We start from the raw sequence: 20288 nt of genomic DNA on the forward strand, positions 1-20288 counted from the left end.
TTAATACGATTTGAAAGGGCCTTTTACCTTTTTCCAGCTGAAAACATGAGACTTGTTCAAAACAAAACATACGGTCATAAACAAGATCAACAGCAATACCCATGGTGAGGAAAACAAAAGAAGCAGCGAAAAACAGCACATTAAAAACAGGCAGGCCATTCGATAAACGGGGCCGGCTAACAGCCTGTAAGCAGCGGCCAGACCGCACAGCGCATTGCAGATGAAAAAGGCGTTTGCAATCGCAACCAGTGTCTCAACATTGAGAACATGAAAAAATAGACAGATGAAAACCATTGTATGGACGGTGAAAATCAGACCAAGCGCTGCCAGCGGCTGATTGCCCTTTGACCTGTATGCAAGAAATCCGCGGGCCGCCTGTGATGATATCAATCTGGCAGCTCCGCCGGACACCTGAAAATAGGCGCTCATGCATAGGACAGCAGTCAATGCCGCAATTACCGGCAATGCAAAAGATCCGAACAGCGGTGTCAGCATCATCGTCAGCTTCAATTGTCCGCCTTCAAAGCGCCCCGGATCAATCCATTGAGCGGCTCCGGCTGTCGCCAGGTAAATCGCCGTTACCGTCAGACTGCTGATCATGACGGCCCGGGGAATGGTTTTTTTCCGGTCTTTCACTTCCATGCTGTAATTGCCGACGATTTCCCAACCGACCAGCGCCCAGAACAGCAGAAGCAATCCCCAGCCAAAATCGGCAAACTGAAATGTCCCTTCCACGAGCGGCCCCTCCCTGAAATAAGGAACAGATGCCACACTGCTTCCAAACAGAACAAGAGCCGCCGCAGTTGAAAAGATGAAGGAAACCATCCCTACAAATGAAATATTAAAACACAGGACAATCATGCAAATAATGAAAAGCAGAAAACCATACACTTCGGCAGAGACTGCAAAATCGCCTGTAAGCGAATGAATATATTCGCTTGCCGTCATTAACACTGCGGCGGGGCCGAAGCTGGCGGCAATGATAAAATAAAAGACTGAAAGATTTCTTATCCGAGTGCCGAACGCTTTTTCAGCCGCATAGGCGACACCTGCATCATTCGGGTACTTGACGCTTAATCTTGCAAAGACCCAGGCAAATAAAAAACCGATTCCCATCATCAACAGCCACGCAAAAATCGCGTAATCCCCCGCTATCTTATGAATCATCGGCGGCAAAAGGATGATTCCCGACCCTAAAATAGGCCCTGTCATTAAACCGCTTAACAATAAAGGCCCAAGCTTTTTCTTTTTCATACAAGTACAATCCTTTCCAGAAACAATATAAAATGATTGTAATCTTGTTTGTTTAATCAGTAAAATAGATATTATTGATCCAGAACTTCGGATTTTTCGATTTAAAATAAAAAAGGAGATGGATTGAGATGGAGATCCGGAACTTGAAAACATTCAAAACCATTGTAGAAATCGGCGGCTATACCCGGGCAGCCGATTATTTGGGATATGCGCAGTCAACCGTGACATCGCATATCCAGGCGATTGAACAAGAATTAAGAAAGCCTTTATTCTACCGGCTGGGGAAAAAGATGCTGCTGACAGAAGCGGGGAAACACCTTCTCCCTTATGCAACAGAAATGATAGAACTGTATGAAAAAGCGCGGCACATTCCCGAAAACGACCAAGAGCCGTCAGGAAACCTTATCATCGGTGCATCCGAATCTTTAACCGTGTACAGACTGCCTACTATTCTTCATGAATTCACGAACAAGTATCCTCAGGTTACGGTGACCTTAAAGTCTTCGACATGCTGGCAGCTGAGGGATGAATTGAAGCAGGGCAAAATTGATGTCGCTTTTTTATTGGACAAGGAACGGAAGGAAGATGACCTTCATATTGAAAAGCTAGTTACAGAACCAATGGTGTTCGTCTTTCCAAAGGAGCATCCATCTGGGCAGACAGGCTTTGATGATTTGGCTTTTACCGCAAACGAAACGTTTTTATACACGGAACACGGCTGCAGCTACCGTGATTTTTTTGAAGACTTTCTGCATCAACAGGGTGTCATCACCGATCATACGATGGAGTTTTGGAGTGTAGAAGCGATAAAACAATGCGTGATGTGCGGTTTGGGTGTCTCACTTCTCCCTCTGATCACAACGCGTTCTGAAATCAGCGAAGGGAAGCTCCAAGGCACCATGGTCCGGGATGCCCTTTTTTCAACACAAATGTCTTATCATAAAAACAAATGGCTTTCTCCTGCAATGACAGCTTTCGTAGAGATTGTCCGCAGGCAGGCGAAGGAATGGGAACAGGCGGCATAAAGGGAATATTATATTCCCGCGGTATTCATCAGAACGATCCGCCATCCGTCAGGATCTTCGATCGTTGCCCCTTTGTCTTTCCAATACGGATTTTCCGGCGGCACCTCTTGGCAGCCCATATCAGCAAGCCGCTTCAAAATAGCCTTGATTTCATTCAGATCAGGCATGTAAAACACGAGCAAATTGTCTTTTGTCGGGGCGGGGCAAGGGTTCCCGCTGATATGGGAAGTAAACTCAAGATGGTACTCGGCATTCGGCAGGCCGAACATCACACCATCATACCCGTCATGCCCGGAAAATTCGCCAATCCTTTTCAATCCCAGACCATTTTCATAAAAAGCAATGATGTCGCCAAGACGGTTTGTAGGACGTGCGATTCTGATCTGCACGGCGGAAAAATCGGAAAAATTCATCATGATCAGCTCCTTTATCGATATTTTAATGCCGGAGAAAGCGGCTGACACCGGCAAAATGCCTGAAAAGACCTCAGACTTTTGATGGAAACAAGCAAAAACCCCTTCAATGGATGAAGGGGTTTTCGCTTTAATTTGCGACAATATTCACTAGTTTGCCCGGAACGGCGATTACTTTTCTGACTGTCTTTCCTTCGAGCTGCTCTTTTACTTTTTCATTGTTTTTGGCCAGCTCTTCAAGCTCTTCTTTTGTTGCATCAGCCGGTACGTTTAACTTTGCTTTTACTTTTCCGTTCAGCTGAACAACGATTTCTACTTCATCATCAACAAGCTTCTCTTCATCATAGGCAGGCCATGCTTCATATGCAATCGTGCCCTCATGGCCAAGGCGGCTCCAAAGCTCTTCAGCCAGATGAGGAGCGACAGGAGAAAGCAGCTTCACAAAGCCTTCCATGTATTCTTTCGGAAGCTCGTCAGCTTTATACGCTTCATTGATAAAGACCATCAGCTGAGAGATGCCTGTATTAAAACGCAAGCCTTCGAAATGGTCTGTCACTTTCATGACCGTTTCATGGTAGACGCGCTCAAGCGTTTCACCGGCTCCTTCTGTCATCTTGCTGTTTAATTGATCATTGTCATCGATAAACAGACGCCATACACGGTCAAGGAAGCGGCGGGCTCCGTCAAGACCTGTCGTTGACCAGGCGATCGATGCATCCAGCGGCCCCATGAACATTTCATACAAACGGAGAGTGTCCGCACCATGTGTCTCAACAATTTCGTCCGGATTGACGACATTGCCTTTCGATTTACTCATTTTTTCGTTGTTTTCACCAAGAATCATGCCTTGGTTGTAAAGCTGCTGAAACGGTTCTTTCGTCGGCACGACCCCGATATCATAAAGGAATTTATGCCAGAAGCGCGCATACAATAAATGGAGAACCGCATGTTCGGCGCCTCCGATATACATGTCAACAGGGAGCCATTCCTTTAATTTTTCCGGTGAGGCGAGCTCATTCGGATTTTTCGGGTCGATATAGCGCAGGAAGTACCAGCAGCTGCCGGCCCACTGCGGCATTGTATTCGTTTCCCGTCTTCCTTTTTTGCCTGTTTCAGGATCTGTCACTTCAACCCACTCTTTAATATTGGCAAGCGGTGATTCACCTGTGCCGCTCGGCTTGATTTCAGACGTTTTCGGCAGAATAAGCGGAAGCTCCTCTTCAGGAACAGGAGTCGATGTGCCGTCCTCCCAATGAATGATCGGAATCGGCTCGCCCCAGTAGCGCTGGCGGCTGAACAGCCAGTCGCGAAGGCGGTATGTCACTTTTTTCTCGCCTTTTCCGTTTTCCTCAAGCCACTGAATCATTTTTTCAATCGCCGCTGCTTTGTCAAGGCCGTTCAGGAAATCGGAATTGATATGTTCACCGTCTCCTGTATACGCTTCTTTTTCAATGTTTCCGCCTTTGACGACTTCTTTGATCGGCAGACCGAAAGCGGCAGCGAATTCATGGTCGCGCTCATCATGGGCAGGAACAGCCATTACTGCTCCGGTTCCATATGTTGCCAAAACGTAGTCTGCAATCCAGACCGGAATCTTTTCTCCGTTTGCCGGATTGACCGCATATGCCCCGGTAAATACGCCGGTCTTTGTTTTGGCAAGATCCGTGCGCTCCAGATCGCTCTTTGATTGAACTTCGTCGATATAAGCGTTGACTGCTTCTTTTTGTTCAGGCGCCGTGATTTTTTGTACCAAATCATGTTCAGGAGCAAGTACGGCATATGTAGCGCCAAACAGTGTGTCCGGACGTGTCGTGAAAACGGTAAACGTTTCTTCGCTGCCGTCGATTGCAAAATGGACATGTGCACCTTCTGAGCGGCCGATCCAATTGCGCTGCATTTCTTTAATGCTTTCAGGCCAGTCAAGATCTTCAAGATCTTCAAGAAGACGGTCGGCATAAGCCGTGATTTTCAGCATCCATTGCTTCATCGGGCGGCGTTCAACAGGATGGCCGCCGCGTTCGCTTTTGCCATCGATGACTTCTTCATTGGCAAGAACTGTTCCGAGTGCAGGACACCAGTTGACAGGCACTTCATCTACATAAGCGAGACCTTTTTCATAAAGCTTTAAGAAAATCCACTGTGTCCATTTATAGTAGCCGGGGTCTGTTGTATTCACTTCGCGGTCCCAGTCGTACGAAAAACCGAGAGCCCTGATCTGGCGGCGGAAATTATCGATATTCTGTTTTGTAAAGACGGCGGGATCGTTTCCCGTATCAAGCGCATATTGCTCAGCCGGAAGCCCGAATGCATCCCAGCCCATCGGATGCAGGACATCATACCCTTGCATCCGCTTCATGCGGGACAGGATATCTGTCGCTGTATAGCCTTCTGGATGGCCGACGTGCAAACCTGCACCGGACGGGTACGGGAACATGTCCAATGCATAAAACTTCGGTTTGGATTTATCTTCAAGCGTGGCAAACGATTTATGATTCAGCCAATAGTCCTGCCACTTTTTTTCGATTTTCTGATGATCAAAACTCAATTGTAAAAACCTCCTTTGAATATGCGTACGGCTTCTTTGTTTTCAAGTATGGACGGGACTGGCATGCTTATATTCAGATTATTCTAAAATCAAAAAAACTCTCCCATCCCTGAAAAGGGACGAGAGATTCGATTTCCCGCGGTACCACCCTTGTTAGTGTGCAAGCTGCACACTCACTTGATATCTTTAACGCAGATACGCGGCAGCAGCTCATCACTGCTGCAACTCTGAGGCGAGTTCGGAAGCGCATTTGATTGACTTTCACCAGCCGTCAACTCTCTTTAAACAAAATGGGCTTCTTACTGCTCCTCTTCACTGTTCTTGCCGTAACCGTAATCTTATTTGTATTTTATAGAATTCTGTTCATAAGTGCAAGCAGGTTTGTATACAATGGGAATGTGCTGAAAAAAGGGTAAGAGTGAGGATCTTAATCGTGTGGAGATTTGTTTTGCCGTTCGGAGTTCTGTACATTTGCCTGCTGTTCTCTGACAAAGTCAAAGCTTCTCAATACAGCTTCACCGCCATAGCCTGCAATAATCGATAACACCACAAGCTGAACTCCCGAGTCAGGTTCCGCAGATAACACAAGCAAAATAGAAGCAACCATACCGACAAGGATATCTTCAAAAAAACCAAGGTAAATGAATCGTTTCGTCGTTCTCGGTTTCTCAAGGCGCCCTCTTTTTTTAATGTGCCCGAGAACCCCCATAATCCCTCCAATCAAACAAGCAACCAAAACTTGATGCAGCATCTTCATCACCTTCCTAAAGCCCTTAGTTTAGTCAAGCGACTTCAGGCCATCGAGCAGCCCCCCTAGACCCCTTGCGATGATATTCGATACTACCATACAGAAAATGTGTTCTGTCTGAGAAGAAAAAAAGCTTGTTTCTTCCATTATATGTGAAGATTTAGGTAATAATCTTGATTCATTTGATTCATTTTTACGTAATTACAATTACCTATTTTTTCTATGTCAGTCTTGGTGCTGCTGGATGGGGAGCTGCTTCTCTTTCCTGCTGTATAAAAATGCCGTCCCGATACCGATCATCAATAAAACGATCAGTACCGCCAGCAAAGCCTGCATGCTGAAAAAATCAACAAGCATCCCGCCAAAAAGAGGCCCGACCATTCTTCCTCCGGTGGCCATACTGTTGACAATCCCTTGATAAAAACCTTCTTTTCCCTGTGGAGCGAGACGGTTTGCTATTGTAGGGACAGCCGGCCATACAAGCATTTCACCGATCGTCAGCACGATCATCGCAGCAAGGAATGCCTGAAATTGTTCTGCCGCAAACAGAATACCGTAGGCGAACATAAAAATAACAAAGCCGATCACGATCTGTTTTAACAGCGATTCGGCAAATCGTTTGACAAAGAAGCCGATAAGCGGCTGCCCAAAGACGATAAGCGCGCCGTTCACAGTCCATAACAGGCTGTACTGGCCAAGAGATACACCAAGCTCCTGAGTATGTGAAGCGATGGTGGAAGACCATTGAGAATAAGCGATCCAGCCCAGAAGATACCCCGTACATATGATCATGAGGGCGTGAAACCTCGGCTTCACGCTAACCGAATCGGCGTGATCCAAAACGGATGACTGAACGGTCTTTTCCGTCCGAATATGTTTAAATCCGAAAAATGCAATCAAGAAAAACACCGCGTAAAGCATCGCATTCGCAAGAAATACATAAGTGAAGGAAAAGGAAGCGACAAGTCCTCCGAGCGCCGAACCAACTGCAACCCCCGCATTTTGCGCCACATACACTGCATTAAATGCTTTTCTTCCGCCCTTAGGCCAAACCGAACCGGCCATTGCATAACAGGCCGGAAAAACAATGCCGGAGCCAAAGCCGGCTGCTGTCAACAAAAGAATGTAAGCGGTCCAGTCGTGAAAAAAGACAAGCCCTGACAGGCATGCAAACGTCATGACGATTCCTAAAAGAACCGTTTTAAAACCGCCGATCTTATCAAATAGAAATCCACCGCACAAGTTGCCGATGACATTTGCACCTGAGTTCAGCATTAACACGAATCCGGCAGCCGTTAATGACTTGCCCAAATGCTGATGGATATAGATGGTATTCAGCGGCCACAAAAAAGAAGCTCCTGTTACATTGATAAACATCCCGATGACCAAAAGCCATAACGTTCGCGGCATTGTGTTTCCTTCTTTCTGATTTTAGTTCCTCCTAGATTCTATTCGTTTCGGGCGGATTTTTCAATTGACAGGTTTTGATTTTCGGCCGCAAAAAATCCCCTTTTTGCTAAAGGAGATTTTTTGCACTTTGCTATTCCGTCATCCATTTCGGCTTTCCAAAACCCGCAAATGCTTGATCAATGGTTTCTTCAAAAGCCTTGGATTTGATCACTTCTTTTAAATCTTCGGCAAACTGCTTATCTTTGTTTTTTCCATCCACAACGACTTGATTGCGGTAGCGGTCAGGCATATTTTCAAGCGCCAGTGCATCCTGCAGCTTCATATTGGCCGACAGGGCGAAATTTCCGGGCACAGCGGCGATATCCAGATCTTCCACAGCCCGCGGCAGGTTCGCAGATTCAAGCTGTTTAAATGTCAATTTTTTTGGATTTTCCGCAATATCGTGAACCGAGGCCTTTAATGTATCGATATTATTTTTAAGCTTAATCAGCCCCTGATCCTTTAATGTTAAAAATGCCCTGGCGGCGTTAGCCGGATCATTCGGAATGGCCACTTCCGCACCGGCCTCAACATCTTTCAAATCCTGATATTTTTCTGAATAAAGCCCCATCGGCGCCGTCGGCACTGTCATCAGGCCGGTGAGGTTTTTATGATTTTCCCGATTGTATGCCTTCATAAAGACTTCATGCTGAAACAGATTGGCGTCAAGTTCGCCCTCGCTTAATGCTGTATTCGGCTGAACATAATCGGTAAATTCAATGGTCTCTACTTTATAGCCCTTTTTCTCAAGTTCAGGCTGAATCGCCTTTGTGACCATATCATAATACGGACCTGCGGTTGCGCCGATCCTGATCGTCTTGCCTCCGCTTTCCGCGCCGTTTCCGCATGCGGCAAGGAGTGTGATGATGCTCGTTAATACAAGTGCAGACGCCCATTTTACATATTTCTTCATGTTATTCTCCTCCTCCATCATAAAAAAAACTCTTTCAGCTAATCTGAAAGAGTTGTTCTTCAACTTATCTTTCAGAATGCATCTGACATTCTGCTGGATTTAGCACCTTGCATATGCAGGTTGCTGAGATTTCACAGGGCCAGTCCCTCCATCTCTCTTCATAAGCTCAATATTAATTTTTAAATGATTTCTCCATTTTACGTTTGAATATTTAGATTTGCAAGAAGTTTTTCATTGTAAACATTTTTTTCATAATGAGTTAAAATATGAATATCAAAACAGAAAGGAGAGGAATAATGGCATTCTTAATGATGATCGGGTTTTTATCTCTTATTTTTTCGATCGGCTATTTTGCATTTCATTTTATACGAAAGCTCTTTTCAAAAGATAAAAGGTTTTCCAGAAAAATCTTCTATCCTTGTTTTATCGGCGGGCTCCTCCTTCTCATCATCACAGCACCATTTAACGATCAAGAGACATATGCCGATACGAAAAAACCGGAAAATCTGACAGCACAAGTGAAAGAATTAACCTCTGAAAAGTCAAATTTACAAAAAGAACAAAAAGCATTAAAACAGCAGCTCAAACAAGCAAAAGAAAAACTAACAGCCACCCAAACAGAGAATGAAACGCTGAAAAAAGAAAACGAAAAACTCAACAAAGAAAAAGACGAGCTGACGAAAGACAAAACATCCCTGACTGAAAAACTGGAAAAAGCAGAAGTGAAAAGCGGGAATGCAAAAGCGGCGTCAAAAGAGAAGAGCGCTTCTGCTACAGCCCCGTCAAACAACAGCGGCGAATCTTCGGAAAACACCGCTCAAAGCAATCAAGAGTGCAAAATTAAGGGAAGCGTCAACCACATCTATCATACACCGGGAAGTACATACTACAACCGCACGAAAAACGTCGTCCAATGGTTCTGCTCAGAAAAAGAAGCCAGGGCAGCTGGATACAGTCCGCCTAAACGATAAAAAAGCCGGCATAGCGCCGGCTTTTCACCTTATAATTCTCTTCTTAATGCCGTCAGCACGTTCGTTTTTGTCGCTTTGACGGCCGGATTGAGGCCGGAAAGCATCGCGACGCCCGCGCTGATGGCGGTTGCGATGATGACAAGGCTCAACGGAATATAAGAGAATGTAATGTTGAACTCTTCCCCTCCGCCTTGAGTCATGGACGCCAGAATCGGCGGAACAATTTTGTTCACTAGAAAGCTGACGCCGTAAGAAATAACCACGCCGAAAACAGATCCGATGATGCCGATATAGGCGCTCTCCATCAAAAACATTTTCCGAATCACATTCGGGCTCGCACCGATCGCTTTCATAATACCGATCTCCTGCGTGCGCTCTTTGACGGCCATCGTCATCGTGTTGAAAATTCCGATCGCGGAAATGAGTACGGCAATGACGCCGACGAAAATCAGGCCGATTTTAAAAGCCATGAAAAACACATTGATACTATCAAGCTTTTTTGTCACTGAATCAACGTAAAACCCTTTGTCTTCCAAATCGCTTGTCAGCTGTCCAACATGCTCAAAGCTGTCCGCAAAAACAGACAACGTTTTTTGAATGGCACCATCATCTTTGTCCGTCTTCAAAAAACCGGTGAATTGTTTTGCCATTTCATCGCTGACATACACATGCGCATCGGTTGCCCAATCATATGAAGGCTTTTTTGTCACTCCGACAACTTTAAAATCGTACGTTTTTTCTTTGCCTTTTTCTCCTGTTTTCTGATCAATTCTTGAGACCTTTAATTCAATCGTTTTGCCGAGAATATCCTTTGTATAGCCTTTTGGCTCTTTTACATCTTCCGCATTACTGCTGAGCTGCTTTTCATATTCCTTCGCTTCTTTTTTCGTCCAGAATGTCTCTCCAAAATGATAGCCGACAACAATTTCATTCGGTGATTTCGCTACCCGTCCGCGGTCCAGGTCAATATTGGCCTTTTGCTCCGCTGCCATATCGGTAATCGTAACATATGGAATTTGCTGATTGGCCCGGCCGCCTAATTTGGCTTCAACAGGAACATTCACTTGTGTACGCTCAATGATGGCCGCTACATCATCTCGGTCTGCAAACTCATTTAAATCTTTCTTTTGAAGGGGTTTTTCACTTTGCCCCTCTTTACCGACAATATCGATTTTCGTCACAACCTGTTCCTTCATCAGCTGATCGGTCAATGATTTTTGCAGTCCGAATCCGACGGAAGAAAGCACGATTAAAAACGCGCAGGCCACTGTTGTCGCAAGGATTGTCATAAACACACGAAGGCGGTTTTTCTTCATATTTCTTCTGATGAATTTCAGCTGATCCTTAAACTTCAACAGTCTCTTCCCCTTTCTCTAACACACCGTCAGATAAATGAAATTTCGTATTGGCAATCGATGCCACCTCATCATCATGAGTGATGATGATGAATGTAATGCCGCGCTCTCTATTCAACTGCTGAATGAATCCGAGGATTTCCTTCTCTGTTTCCGAGTCCAAGCTTCCGGTCGGCTCGTCCGCCAAGATGATCGAAGGATTTAAAATCAGCGCCCGGGCGATACTGACGCGCTGCTGCTGCCCTCCTGACAGCTCGTTCGGATAATGGCCGGCATGGTTTTCAAGTCCGACGCGGCGCAGCATTTCATTCACCTTTTGTTTGCGCTCTGCTGGATGAACGCCTTTTAATGTGAGAGGCAGCTCAATATTTTCAAAAGTCGTCAAACTTGGTATCAGCTGAAAGCTTTGAAAAATAAAACCGAAATGTTCAAGACGAAACACTGCCCATTCTTTTTCACTGTATCCCGTTACATCCGTACCGTCGATGACAATCTTTCCTTTTGTCGGCGCAATATAGCCGGAGATCAAGTTTAAAAGCGTCGATTTTCCGGAACCGCTCCGCCCGACGATGCAGGCGATATCGCCTTTTTTGACAGTGAGCGAGACATCCTTCAATACTTTAATTTCATTTTCCCTTCCTTTTTTGCCAACTTTAAATGAATGGTGAATATGCTCTACATTGATCATATTTGTAAATTTCCTCCCCTTTAATGATTACAGCTGCTTTATTTTTTTGAAAATCAAGAAGTAACTGATTAAAAATCCGACAGCCGATCCGATGATCATGCCGAAAATATAGCTTAAGATGCTTGAAGATGCGGCCATGCCAAACCCAAAGATTCCAAATAAAATCACGAGGATTTGTATCGGCCGCTCTAATTGCTTCCAAAGGAAAAAGTGTCCGTTCCGCTCGATAGGCTGGTTGACAAAACAAAAGGATCCGATGATATAAAACAAGATGCCCATGACAAGCGGGATCAGCGTTATAAGCATGTTGCCCTCTTTGACACCGAAACCATCGAGATAAGCAACCGGTGTTATATAATTCATCATATTGCTTTCAAGAAAAAGGAAAGATTCATCGTTGCCTAAAAAGTGTAGAATAATTTGCACATTGGCTACCGGCAGCCCGATCAGCAAATACGGAAGAATCGATGCTGAAAAAGCTACGATCAGCTGTGCCAATGGATTGCCTGTCATCGCGCCCGCTGCCATGACGAGCGAGTAAACCATAAAGCAGAAAATCACAGACCCGATAAAATATGCATGAAAATGAATGACTTCTGCCTTTAATACAACAATCAAGGCATATGATAAAAAGTAAGATAATAGCTGTGCCGTCAAAAGGATTGACGTGCCAAAGAAATACTTTGTATTGAAAATGAGGCCGCGCTTATAAGGGAGGCCGAGTGTGAATTCAAGCGTTCCTCTGCTTCGTTCAAACCCGATCTGGCTCAGCGCAAGCGCGATTCCGCCAACCCAGAACATTCTCATAACACCGCTCATCTCATAATCTCTATAAAAAACGCATTCCAAATCAGGAAATTTTTTCTGATCAGCAAGGCAGCTTTGATACTGAAAATAATCATTCAAAATCGACAGCGGTTCACTCAGCATAACAGCTGCAAACACAACCAAAATGATCCAAAAATGCTGTTTCCATTCTTGATATAGCAGTCCGCGGTCTACCATCTTCGCTTCCCTCCAAACTTCGCGATAAATACTTCTTCTAGGCTGACCGGAAGCTCGTTCCAAACCTTTGGAGACAAACTTTTAAGAAATTGTTTGCTCACATCGTCTTCTTTCGGAATAAGCACTGTATAAAATACTCCTGTATGATCCAGGACAGGTATTTTTCTTTCCCTGATTTTCAAATGAACATCTTCTTCGAAAGCCATTTGAATTTTGATAAAATCGCCTTTCATATCATCAAGATCCATGACATTCGACAATGTATTGTCTTCAAGAAATCCGATTCGGCTGCACATCCGCTCAATATCTTCGAGACGGTGGGAGGTAATCAGGATCGTTGTATGGTGTTCGGCCACTTCATCAACCATCAGCTGGAGGACATCATGTCTTGTAACCGCATCAATGCCGTCTGTCGGTTCATCAAGCAATATGACGGCCGGACGGATGGCGAAAGAAAGAATGAGTGACATTTGTTTTTTCAGTCCTGTAGACAATTCCCTGTACTTTTTTGTTTCCGGAATATCGTATCTATTCATTAATTCATTTGCGTATGTAACATCAAAGTCCGGATAAATGTTACGCAAAATATTGACGAGCTGCTTGTAATTGTATTTGTCGAAGTACGTATTTTGCACCGGCATGTACACGATGTTGCGTTTTACAAGCGGGTGATCCTTTATTTTGACGCTGTCAAAATAGATGTCTCCCTGATCAGGCAGAAGGATTTGCTGGATGAGCCTGAGAAGCGTCGTTTTTCCGGAGCCGTTTCTGCCGAGCAGCCCGAAAATCTCTCCTTGTTCAAGCTTTAAAGAGATGTCTTTGAGCACTTCTTTTCCATCAATTGTTTTTGACACATGCTTTAACTCAATCATTCATTTCGCCTCCTTTCACTTCATCGCTGATTTCCGTCATCCACTCCTGCAGCTTTTTAATGTCAACACCGGCGTAATGCGCATCGATGATCAGCTGTTTTAACTGCTCTTTAATCATCGCGATCTTCCCTTCATCAAGCGTGACTTTTGCATTTTCTGAAATGTACGTCCCTCTTCCCCGCAATGTTTCAATAATCCCTTCGCGCTCAAGTTCTTTATAGGCTTTGCTGACCGTATTCGGATTTGCAATGATAATGGTTGCAAGTTCTCGGACAGAAGGAAGTTTATCTCCAGGCTTGATCATCCCTTTTAAACAAAGCTCTTTCATCTGCTGAATGATCTGCTCATAGATTGGGGTTGAGCTTCTCGGATCGATTTGAATCATCTATCTCCCTTCTTTCTCGTTCAATCTCATCAACTTTTCATAAAAAACACATTTCCTATGTTTTCTTGAATCGCAAAACCGAGGGATGCAAGAACAAACAGGAAGGAACAGGCGATGATAAACGCCAGTACCAGCATATGTGCATTTTCTTTTTTATTTTGTTTACTCATTAGAGATAGCTCCTTCTGATATGTGTATATATTGTATTACTTCAAATAGTACACCTAATACATTATAGACAACTGGCTCTATTGTCAACTGCTTTTTTAAAAATGCAAAGCAAAAAAAGACCCCCTTTAAAGGGGCCTTTCATACGATCTCTGCAGGATCATATTATTTTGAAGGGTTTGCAGCTGAAGCCTTTTGCGGTAAATTTCTTCCCTCTGCTGTTCATTGGAAAATAATGAAAGCTTATTTAAATCATTGACTGCGTCTTCAAGCATCAGCTGCGCATCGCTGTACTCTGTCTCATTGAAATGCTCCTGCTTGCTTGCTGTTTCAAATTGAGATAAAGCATACTCATAAGCATCTTCGCTTCTTTGGATGTGTTCTCCGACGGATTGCCTTGTAGCCAAAGAAAACCCCTCCTTAATGGAAAAATTCCATCGCATATAGTTTGGCCAGACGAGACGCTGATCAATAATGAAAATAATGGAGAAATTGATTTGTTCTCATCGTTTTTATTTGCTACAATTTTAGGATGGCATCTACTAAAAGGAGGATCTGCTAAATTTGCATCAGAACAACCCTTTTCCATATACGAACAGTGAAAAACGATATCATACATGGAATTATCATTTAAGAAATCATTTCGGACATAAAGTCTTTAAAGTGGCTCTTGACGGCGGCTTTGACTGCCCGAACCGCGACGGCACGGTCGCGCACGGAGGATGCACATTTTGCAGTGCCGCAGGCAGCGGCGATTTTGCAGGGAACCGTGCTGATGACCTCATCACTCAATTTAATGAAATTCGCGACAGAATGCATGAAAAATGGAAAGACGGCAAATATATGGCCTATTTTCAGGCATTTACAAACACGCATGCCCCTGTCGACGTTCTGCGCGAAAAATATGAAACCGTACTCGGCCTCGACGGTGTAGTTGGCCTTTCGATCGCCACACGGCCGGATTGCCTGCCTGATGATGTCGTCGAATATCTTGCAGAGCTGAATGAACGGACATACCTTTGGGTGGAGCTCGGGCTGCAAACCGTTCATGAACGGACGGCTGACTTGATCAATCGCGCCCATGATTTCCAATGTTATGTCGAAGGCGTCAATAAGTTGAGAAAACACGGTATACGCGTCTGCTCTCACATTATTAACGGCCTTCCGCAGGAAGACTACGGCATGATGATGGAAACGGCAAAAGCGGTTGCCGATTTGGACGTCCAGGGCATTAAAATTCATTTATTGCACCTTTTAAAAGGGACTCCAATGGTGAAGCAATATGAAAAAGGCAAATTGGCGTTTCTTTCTCAAGAAGAGTATGTCCAGCTTGTCTGCGACCAGCTTGAAATTCTGCCACCGGACATGATCATCCACAGAATAACTGGCGACGGACCGATTGAATTAATGGTCGGACCGATGTGGAGCGTCAATAAATGGGAAGTATTAAATGCGATTAACGGTGAGCTTGAAAAGCGCGGCAGCTATCAGGGCAGACGGTTCAACAAAATAAAAGAGGAAGCCGCAAGATGAAGCTAAAAAAAATTCTGCCATACTCAAAAGAACTGCTGAAAACAGCCGCCGGAGAAGGAGACATTGTCGTGGACGCGACAATGGGGAATGGTCATGACACCTATTTTCTGGCTGAACTCATCGGAGAAAGCGGACATGTCTATGCCTTTGACATCCAAGCGTCTGCTCTGGCAATGACCGCGGAAAGGCTTGGTGAAAAATACCGGGACAGGGTCACCTTGTTCCAAAAAAGCCATGATGAGCTGATCTCTTCGCTCCCGGCTGAGGTCACGGGTAAAGTGGCGGCAGCAATCTTTAACCTGGGATATCTGCCTGGGGGCGACAAAGCGGTGACGACGAGAAGCGAGTCAACCATCTCAAGCATCAAACAGCTTTTAGAGGTTCTAAAAGAGGAGGGGCTGATCGTTTTGGTCGTTTATCACGGCCACCCGGAAGGAAAGCGGGAAAAGAATGACCTCCTTGAGTTTTGTGCATCAATCGACCAGGACACGGCCCGCGTCCTTTCTTATCAATATTTAAATCAGCGAAATGACCCGCCGTTTATCATTGCCATTGAAAAGAAAGCTCAAATCAGCAAATGATTTGAGCTTTTTCTTTGCAGCCCGGGAACTTATGAGCTTTTAATCCAGGGCATTTTTTGAATTTTACGATAGGCTCTTCCATTGATATAGAAGAAGAAAGATGTTTTGCCGCTCGCTTTGATCAGCCTTTTCGCCAGCCGGCCGATCTCCTTTTGCCCGGCGACCTTATCATCTGATAAATAAACCCCTAGAAGGCCCCTGTTGATCAAGCGGTGAAAGTTTTCATGCGGAATGCCGCGCAAATGCTCATCGGCCATTTCGATGAAATATTCGAGCCTTTCCATCATCTCTGAATGGGATGGATAATATGTGCAAAAGTTCAAATCCCCGCCGATCAAATCTTCTTCTTGATCAATTAAATAATCAAGCAGGATGTGCAGCCCTTGTATGTACGGAAAATAACTGTCGCGAATTTTTCCGGCCATCTCTTTTGTAAAATCCTGATGTACGGAATACGATACTAAACAAAAAATCCCCAGCGTTGAACCGGCACATGCTGAAAACTCATACCATTCCATTTTAGGCAAAGCGGATTTATAATCGTTAAACCAGGCCTCAAGCCGCGGAACGCGCTCATGCTCAACGACGTGCTTATGGACTTGAAGATCACAGTAATAGCTGCAAAGTTCAAGCAGATGATCCTTGATTAAATCATAGTGTTCAATCTCAGCCAGCACATCTTGGCACGTTTTGACCAAATCGTGCAGATAGCCTTTGTCCTCCTGGTCTTCTCTGAATCGGTAATAATTTTTCAGCTCGGCTCCGACAGTCAAAGCGTCTTTCATTGACTGGTGAAGCATGGTGAAATCATCCGGATCAAGAGATGTGCTGCGGTCGCATAAATTATCGAGATAGTCGCTTATCGTTTGATAGGCGGTAATAAACCGAATCGACTGCCCGATTTGTTTGCCTGAAAGAAGCGCCATAATGCCGCCTCCTTCACAGTGAAAGGTTTTATCCCTGATGCTTGCCATCGCCTGCGATTTCAGCTCTGGATTCTGAATATTTTCAGCCTTTGCCCGCCATTTGTCCAATTCTTGATGGACGAGCGGAAAAACCTCTCTGTATACTTTAGCCATTAGTCCAAAAGGATGCTCCGGTACTGACAAAGAATGCACCTCCATTAAAGATATTGTTCTGCAAACGCTTTTGCCGCTTTAAAAACGTCCTCCCGTTCAGGCTCATTGAAAATTTCATGATACAAGCCATCCCATTCCCTATATGTCTTATTGTGTGAAACAAGCTGATCAAACCACTTGACCACCATGTTCTTATCGACGAGAAAATCCGTGCCCGCCTGCATGACAAGCAATGGGACGTTGAGAAAAACGTCGGTCGGCTCCATCGCGCTTTTCAAAGCTTTTAACATTTCCTGATACCATCTGACGGAAACTTTTGTGATATATAATGAATCGTTGATGTCGACTTCGATGATTTCTTTACTTCTCGTCGCTTTATCAGGTGTTATCCCTGATTCAAATCTGAGGGACGGAGCGACAACATTGAGCCCCTTTGACATGAAGTCAAGGAATTTGTTCGGCTTTAATTGCAGTCCGAGACAAGGGGATGATAAAATGAGACCGGCAATACCGTTCTCATGCTGTTTAAACCACTCGATCGCAATGAGCCCGCCCATGCTGTGGCCGAGAAGAAACACCGGCAGCTGAAAGGCTTTCGCCCTGTCTATCCATTTGTCTACTTCATCAATATATTCTTGAAATGAGCGTATATGTCCTCTTGCTCTCGTTGAAGTACCTTGGCCGGGCAGATCGCCCAGCACGACATTGTACCCGGATGAACGCCACATCTCAGAAAGCCATTTATACCGGCCGTGATGTTCACATGCACCGTGAACAATCACAATCGAAGCAACAGGTCTTTCCGCTTCCATGCACCACACGCTGACCACCTCACGCTATTTGATTGAAAAACACCGAATGAAAGGAAGAGATCGATGATCTACCCTTATAAAAATACAGAACCCGCTATTCATGAAACCGCATTTATTGCCGAAAACGCGTGCATCACCGGAGACGTGACAATCGGAGAGCAGTCAAGCATCTGGTTCTCCTCTGTTATCCGCGGCGATGTCGCACCTGTCCGGATAGGAAAAGGCGTTAATATTCAAGACCTTTCTTGTCTGCATCAAAGTCCGAACCGCCCTCTCTTGATCGAAGATGGCGTGACGGTCGGCCACCAGGTCACATTGCATAGCGCTGTGATTCGAAAGCATGCCCTTATTGGAATGGGATCGATTATTCTTGACGAAGCCGAGATCGGGGAAGGCGCTTTTATCGGCGCAGGCAGCCTTGTCCCGCCGGGAAAAAAAATCCCACCGTTTCATCTCGCTTTTGGCAGACCCGCCAAAGTGATTCGTCCGTTAACCGATCGTGACAAACAGGATATGGAAAGAATTCGCAAGGAGTATATTGAAAAAGGTCAGTACTACAAATCCCTTCAACAGAAAGATTAGCTTTGCTACAACTTTACCATTTTTTTAGTCATAAATTAAGCAAAAACCTTTCCGGCCGCTTCTGCGGCTTTTTTTTCACTTCGAAAATCTTTACAAATCCTTATCAATTGCTAAACATTCATTTTTTACAATAAAAGAGAAGCTACCATTCGTTTAAGGGGGTTATCACGCTGAATAAACTGATGATCGGCATGTACAACTTTGAATGCCGAATTTTCCTCGGTATGAACAGCTTGTTTCATCAAAAAACATTAAATTGCTACTTTCGCTCTTCAACCCATTTAGGAGGAGCTTTCTGCACGATTTTGGCTTCTTTATCGCTGATCATTTTCGGAGCGGGAAGCGTTCGCCTGGCCGGAGCCGCTGCCGCCATTGCACTCCTGATCGGCCATCTCCAAGTCGTGCTCATTAAAAAGCTCTATCCGAGAAAACGGCCGTATATGACGCTGAAACAAACACAGGTTTTAAAAGACCCGCTAAAAGATCATTCCTTTCCATCCGGACATACGACAGCTGTATTTTCTGTGATTACACCGATAGTCGTATTCTTTCCGATACTGGCGCTTTTATTAATCCCTCTTGGAATCAGTGTCGGTCTTTCAAGAATCTATCTCGGCCTTCACTATCCGTCAGATGTACTTGTCGGCATGATCCTGGGCGTTTCGGTCGGAGTGCTGTCATGTATGATGTTGTGAGCGAACCGTTTCTTCCAAGATTATGCAAGCCCTTTAGAAACAATCATCAGGAGGGGAAACGATGAGAATAGCGATTTTCACTGACACGTTTACACCAGATGTCAACGGCTGTGCCAAGACCTTAAAAAGGTACACAGACTATCTCGAGAACAAAGGAATACCATTTAAAGTGTTTGCGCCTGAAAGCACACATGAAACGCAATTTTCAAGCCACATCCGCCGTTTCACCAGTCTGCCGTTTTTCCTATACCCCGAATGCAGAATGGCTCTTCCAAACCTCATCCAAATGAAATCTGAACTTCGCGCTTTCCATCCCGATCTCATTCACATTGCTACACCATTCAACATCGGCCTGGCGGGGCTGAAACTTGCGAAAAAATGGAACATCCCCATTGTGGGATCGTATCATACCGATTTTGACCAATACCTTTCCTACTATGACCTGCAAATGTTTTCCAAAATTTTATGGAAGTATATGCACTGGTTTCATAAATCCTTTCAAAAAATCTTTGTTCCCTCACATGAAACGCTGAAGCAGCTGCAAGCTAAACAGTTTAGAAACCTCTCGATCTGGAAGCGGGGTGTGGATGGCTCGCTGTTCAACCCGTCTTTCACCTCTGAACGGGTGCGCATCCGGTACGGCATCAAGGAGACGTACATCCTCAGCTATGTCGGCAGGCTTGCACCAGAAAAAGACTTGGAGACACTGCTTAAGATCGCAAACCACCCTTCATTGAAAAAAGATGTCCACTGGCTGATCGCCGGAGACGGACCGCTAAAGAAAGAACTGGAAAAACAGGCTCCCGACAATATGACGTTTGCCGGCTATCTAAAAGGAGAAGAGCTGTCACGCATCTATGCCAGCTCAGATTTGTTTGTGTTTCCTTCCCCCACAGAAACGTTCGGAAACTCCGCCCTTGAAGCGCTCGCCTCTGGAACACCTGTGATCGGCGCAGACTCCGGCGGTCTGAAGGATTTTATTCGGAATGGCAAAAACGGATATCTAGCAGAGCAAAAAAACCCGGAAGCCTTCGCTAAACATATTTTGCATGTTCTCTTACATGCGTCATTAAAAAAACGAATGGAACAAGAAGCAAGAAACTATGCCCTTACTCAATCCTGGGAAGCCATTTTTGAAAACCTCCTCATCGAATGTGAAAGTGTGCTCGCCAAATGCTCCAGAGAAAGACCCGCATAAAAAGAAAAAAGGTTTTC

The 20288-nt window shown here is 44.9% G+C and carries 22 protein-coding genes, 1 riboswitch and 1 other annotated feature; of the genes, 7 read left to right on the forward strand and 15 right to left on the reverse strand.

Annotation, left to right across the window (positions count from 1 at the left end; all coding sequences use genetic code 11):
* A complete protein-coding gene (locus RBH91_RS16760; protein ID WP_307892283.1) occupies positions 1–1254 on the reverse strand; it encodes an APC family permease in 1254 nt (417 codons plus the stop codon).
* A 128-nt stretch (positions 1255–1382) separates the two neighbouring features.
* Between RBH91_RS16760 and RBH91_RS16765 the strand changes: the two genes are divergently transcribed.
* On the forward strand, positions 1383–2279 hold the full coding sequence (locus RBH91_RS16765; RefSeq protein WP_076761383.1) for a LysR family transcriptional regulator: 897 nt from the start codon (positions 1383–1385) through the stop codon (positions 2277–2279).
* Between the two features lie 8 nt (positions 2280–2287).
* Here RBH91_RS16765 and RBH91_RS16770 read toward each other — a convergent pair whose 3' ends face one another.
* From RBH91_RS16770 to RBH91_RS16790, 5 genes are all read right to left on the reverse strand, one after another.
* A complete protein-coding gene (locus RBH91_RS16770) occupies positions 2288–2695 on the reverse strand; it encodes a VOC family protein (RefSeq protein ID WP_307892284.1) in 408 nt (135 codons plus the stop codon).
* 127 nt (positions 2696–2822) lie between these two features.
* The gene (leuS, locus tag RBH91_RS16775) at positions 2823–5237 is read right to left on the reverse strand and encodes a leucine--tRNA ligase (protein WP_307892285.1); all 2415 of its coding nucleotides are present in this window, start codon (positions 5235–5237) and stop codon (positions 2823–2825) included.
* A gap of 112 nt (positions 5238–5349) precedes the next feature.
* Positions 5350–5562 (reverse strand) — a binding site (T-box leader).
* 102 nt (positions 5563–5664) lie between these two features.
* Complete coding sequence (locus RBH91_RS16780) at positions 5665–5994, reverse strand: DUF4257 domain-containing protein (protein ID WP_125921368.1); 330 nt, start codon at positions 5992–5994, stop codon at positions 5665–5667.
* Between the two features lie 216 nt (positions 5995–6210).
* Entirely contained in the window at positions 6211–7395 is a 1185-nt protein-coding gene (locus RBH91_RS16785) for an MDR family MFS transporter (protein ID WP_076761379.1), read from the reverse strand.
* Between the two features lie 130 nt (positions 7396–7525).
* The gene (locus RBH91_RS16790; protein WP_307892286.1) at positions 7526–8347 is read right to left on the reverse strand and encodes a MetQ/NlpA family ABC transporter substrate-binding protein; all 822 of its coding nucleotides are present in this window, start codon (positions 8345–8347) and stop codon (positions 7526–7528) included.
* A gap of 61 nt (positions 8348–8408) precedes the next feature.
* Positions 8409–8514: riboswitch (SAM riboswitch) on the reverse strand.
* Positions 8515–8643: 129 nt separating this feature from the next.
* On the opposite strand from RBH91_RS16790, the gene RBH91_RS16795 reads away from it, so the two are divergent.
* Positions 8644–9318, forward strand: coding sequence for a coiled-coil domain-containing protein (locus RBH91_RS16795; RefSeq protein WP_307892287.1), 675 nt, complete (start codon positions 8644–8646; stop codon positions 9316–9318).
* A gap of 29 nt (positions 9319–9347) precedes the next feature.
* Here RBH91_RS16795 and RBH91_RS16800 read toward each other — a convergent pair whose 3' ends face one another.
* The 7 genes from RBH91_RS16800 to RBH91_RS16830 form a co-directional block, all read right to left on the reverse strand.
* Complete coding sequence (locus RBH91_RS16800) at positions 9348–10673, reverse strand: ABC transporter permease (RefSeq protein ID WP_307892288.1); 1326 nt, start codon at positions 10671–10673, stop codon at positions 9348–9350.
* On the reverse strand, positions 10663–11361 hold the full coding sequence (locus tag RBH91_RS16805) for an ABC transporter ATP-binding protein (protein ID WP_307892289.1): 699 nt from the start codon (positions 11359–11361) through the stop codon (positions 10663–10665). Before RBH91_RS16805 ends, RBH91_RS16800 begins: the two co-directional genes overlap by 11 nt.
* Positions 11362–11388: 27 nt before the next feature.
* On the reverse strand, positions 11389–12366 hold the full coding sequence (locus RBH91_RS16810; protein WP_307892290.1) for a permease: 978 nt from the start codon (positions 12364–12366) through the stop codon (positions 11389–11391).
* Entirely contained in the window at positions 12360–13238 is an 879-nt protein-coding gene (locus tag RBH91_RS16815; protein WP_076761373.1) for an ABC transporter ATP-binding protein, read from the reverse strand. Before RBH91_RS16815 ends, RBH91_RS16810 begins: the two co-directional genes overlap by 7 nt.
* A complete protein-coding gene (locus RBH91_RS16820) occupies positions 13231–13623 on the reverse strand; it encodes a GntR family transcriptional regulator (protein ID WP_076761372.1) in 393 nt (130 codons plus the stop codon). Before RBH91_RS16820 ends, RBH91_RS16815 begins: the two co-directional genes overlap by 8 nt.
* Positions 13624–13652: 29 nt before the next feature.
* A complete protein-coding gene (locus tag RBH91_RS16825; protein WP_307892291.1) occupies positions 13653–13793 on the reverse strand; it encodes a hypothetical protein in 141 nt (46 codons plus the stop codon).
* 126 nt (positions 13794–13919) lie between these two features.
* The gene (locus RBH91_RS16830; RefSeq protein WP_307892292.1) at positions 13920–14198 is read right to left on the reverse strand and encodes a YtzC family protein; all 279 of its coding nucleotides are present in this window, start codon (positions 14196–14198) and stop codon (positions 13920–13922) included.
* Between the two features lie 157 nt (positions 14199–14355).
* Here RBH91_RS16830 and RBH91_RS16835 point away from each other — a divergent pair, with 157 nt between their 5' ends.
* Complete coding sequence (locus tag RBH91_RS16835; protein WP_076761370.1) at positions 14356–15324, forward strand: tRNA modification radical SAM protein MnmL/YtqA; 969 nt, start codon at positions 14356–14358, stop codon at positions 15322–15324.
* Positions 15321–15905, forward strand: coding sequence for a tRNA 5-(aminomethyl)-2-thiouridylate-methyltransferase MnmM (locus tag RBH91_RS16840; protein WP_307892293.1), 585 nt, complete (start codon positions 15321–15323; stop codon positions 15903–15905). Before RBH91_RS16835 ends, RBH91_RS16840 begins: the two co-directional genes overlap by 4 nt.
* 29 nt (positions 15906–15934) lie before the next feature.
* Here RBH91_RS16840 and RBH91_RS16845 read toward each other — a convergent pair whose 3' ends face one another.
* A complete protein-coding gene (locus tag RBH91_RS16845) occupies positions 15935–17014 on the reverse strand; it encodes a tetraprenyl-beta-curcumene synthase family protein (protein ID WP_076761368.1) in 1080 nt (359 codons plus the stop codon).
* 14 nt (positions 17015–17028) lie between these two features.
* Positions 17029–17796 carry an alpha/beta hydrolase gene (locus tag RBH91_RS16850; RefSeq protein WP_404802518.1) on the reverse strand — a complete coding sequence of 256 codons (768 nt, stop codon included), beginning with the start codon at positions 17794–17796 and terminating at the stop codon, positions 17029–17031.
* A gap of 63 nt (positions 17797–17859) precedes the next feature.
* On the opposite strand from RBH91_RS16850, the gene RBH91_RS16855 reads away from it, so the two are divergent.
* From RBH91_RS16855 to RBH91_RS16865, 3 genes are all read left to right on the forward strand, one after another.
* On the forward strand, positions 17860–18378 hold the full coding sequence (locus RBH91_RS16855) for a gamma carbonic anhydrase (protein WP_307892294.1): 519 nt from the start codon (positions 17860–17862) through the stop codon (positions 18376–18378).
* Positions 18379–18560: 182 nt separating this feature from the next.
* The gene (locus tag RBH91_RS16860; RefSeq protein WP_076761365.1) at positions 18561–19073 is read left to right on the forward strand and encodes a phosphatase PAP2 family protein; all 513 of its coding nucleotides are present in this window, start codon (positions 18561–18563) and stop codon (positions 19071–19073) included.
* 61 nt (positions 19074–19134) lie between these two features.
* Complete coding sequence (locus RBH91_RS16865) at positions 19135–20271, forward strand: glycosyltransferase family 4 protein (protein ID WP_307892295.1); 1137 nt, start codon at positions 19135–19137, stop codon at positions 20269–20271.
* Positions 20272–20288: the final 17 nt, after the last annotated feature.

Origin of the sequence: Bacillus swezeyi (assembly GCF_030908325.1) — a bacterium.
GTDB lineage: Bacteria > Bacillota > Bacilli > Bacillales > Bacillaceae > Bacillus > Bacillus swezeyi.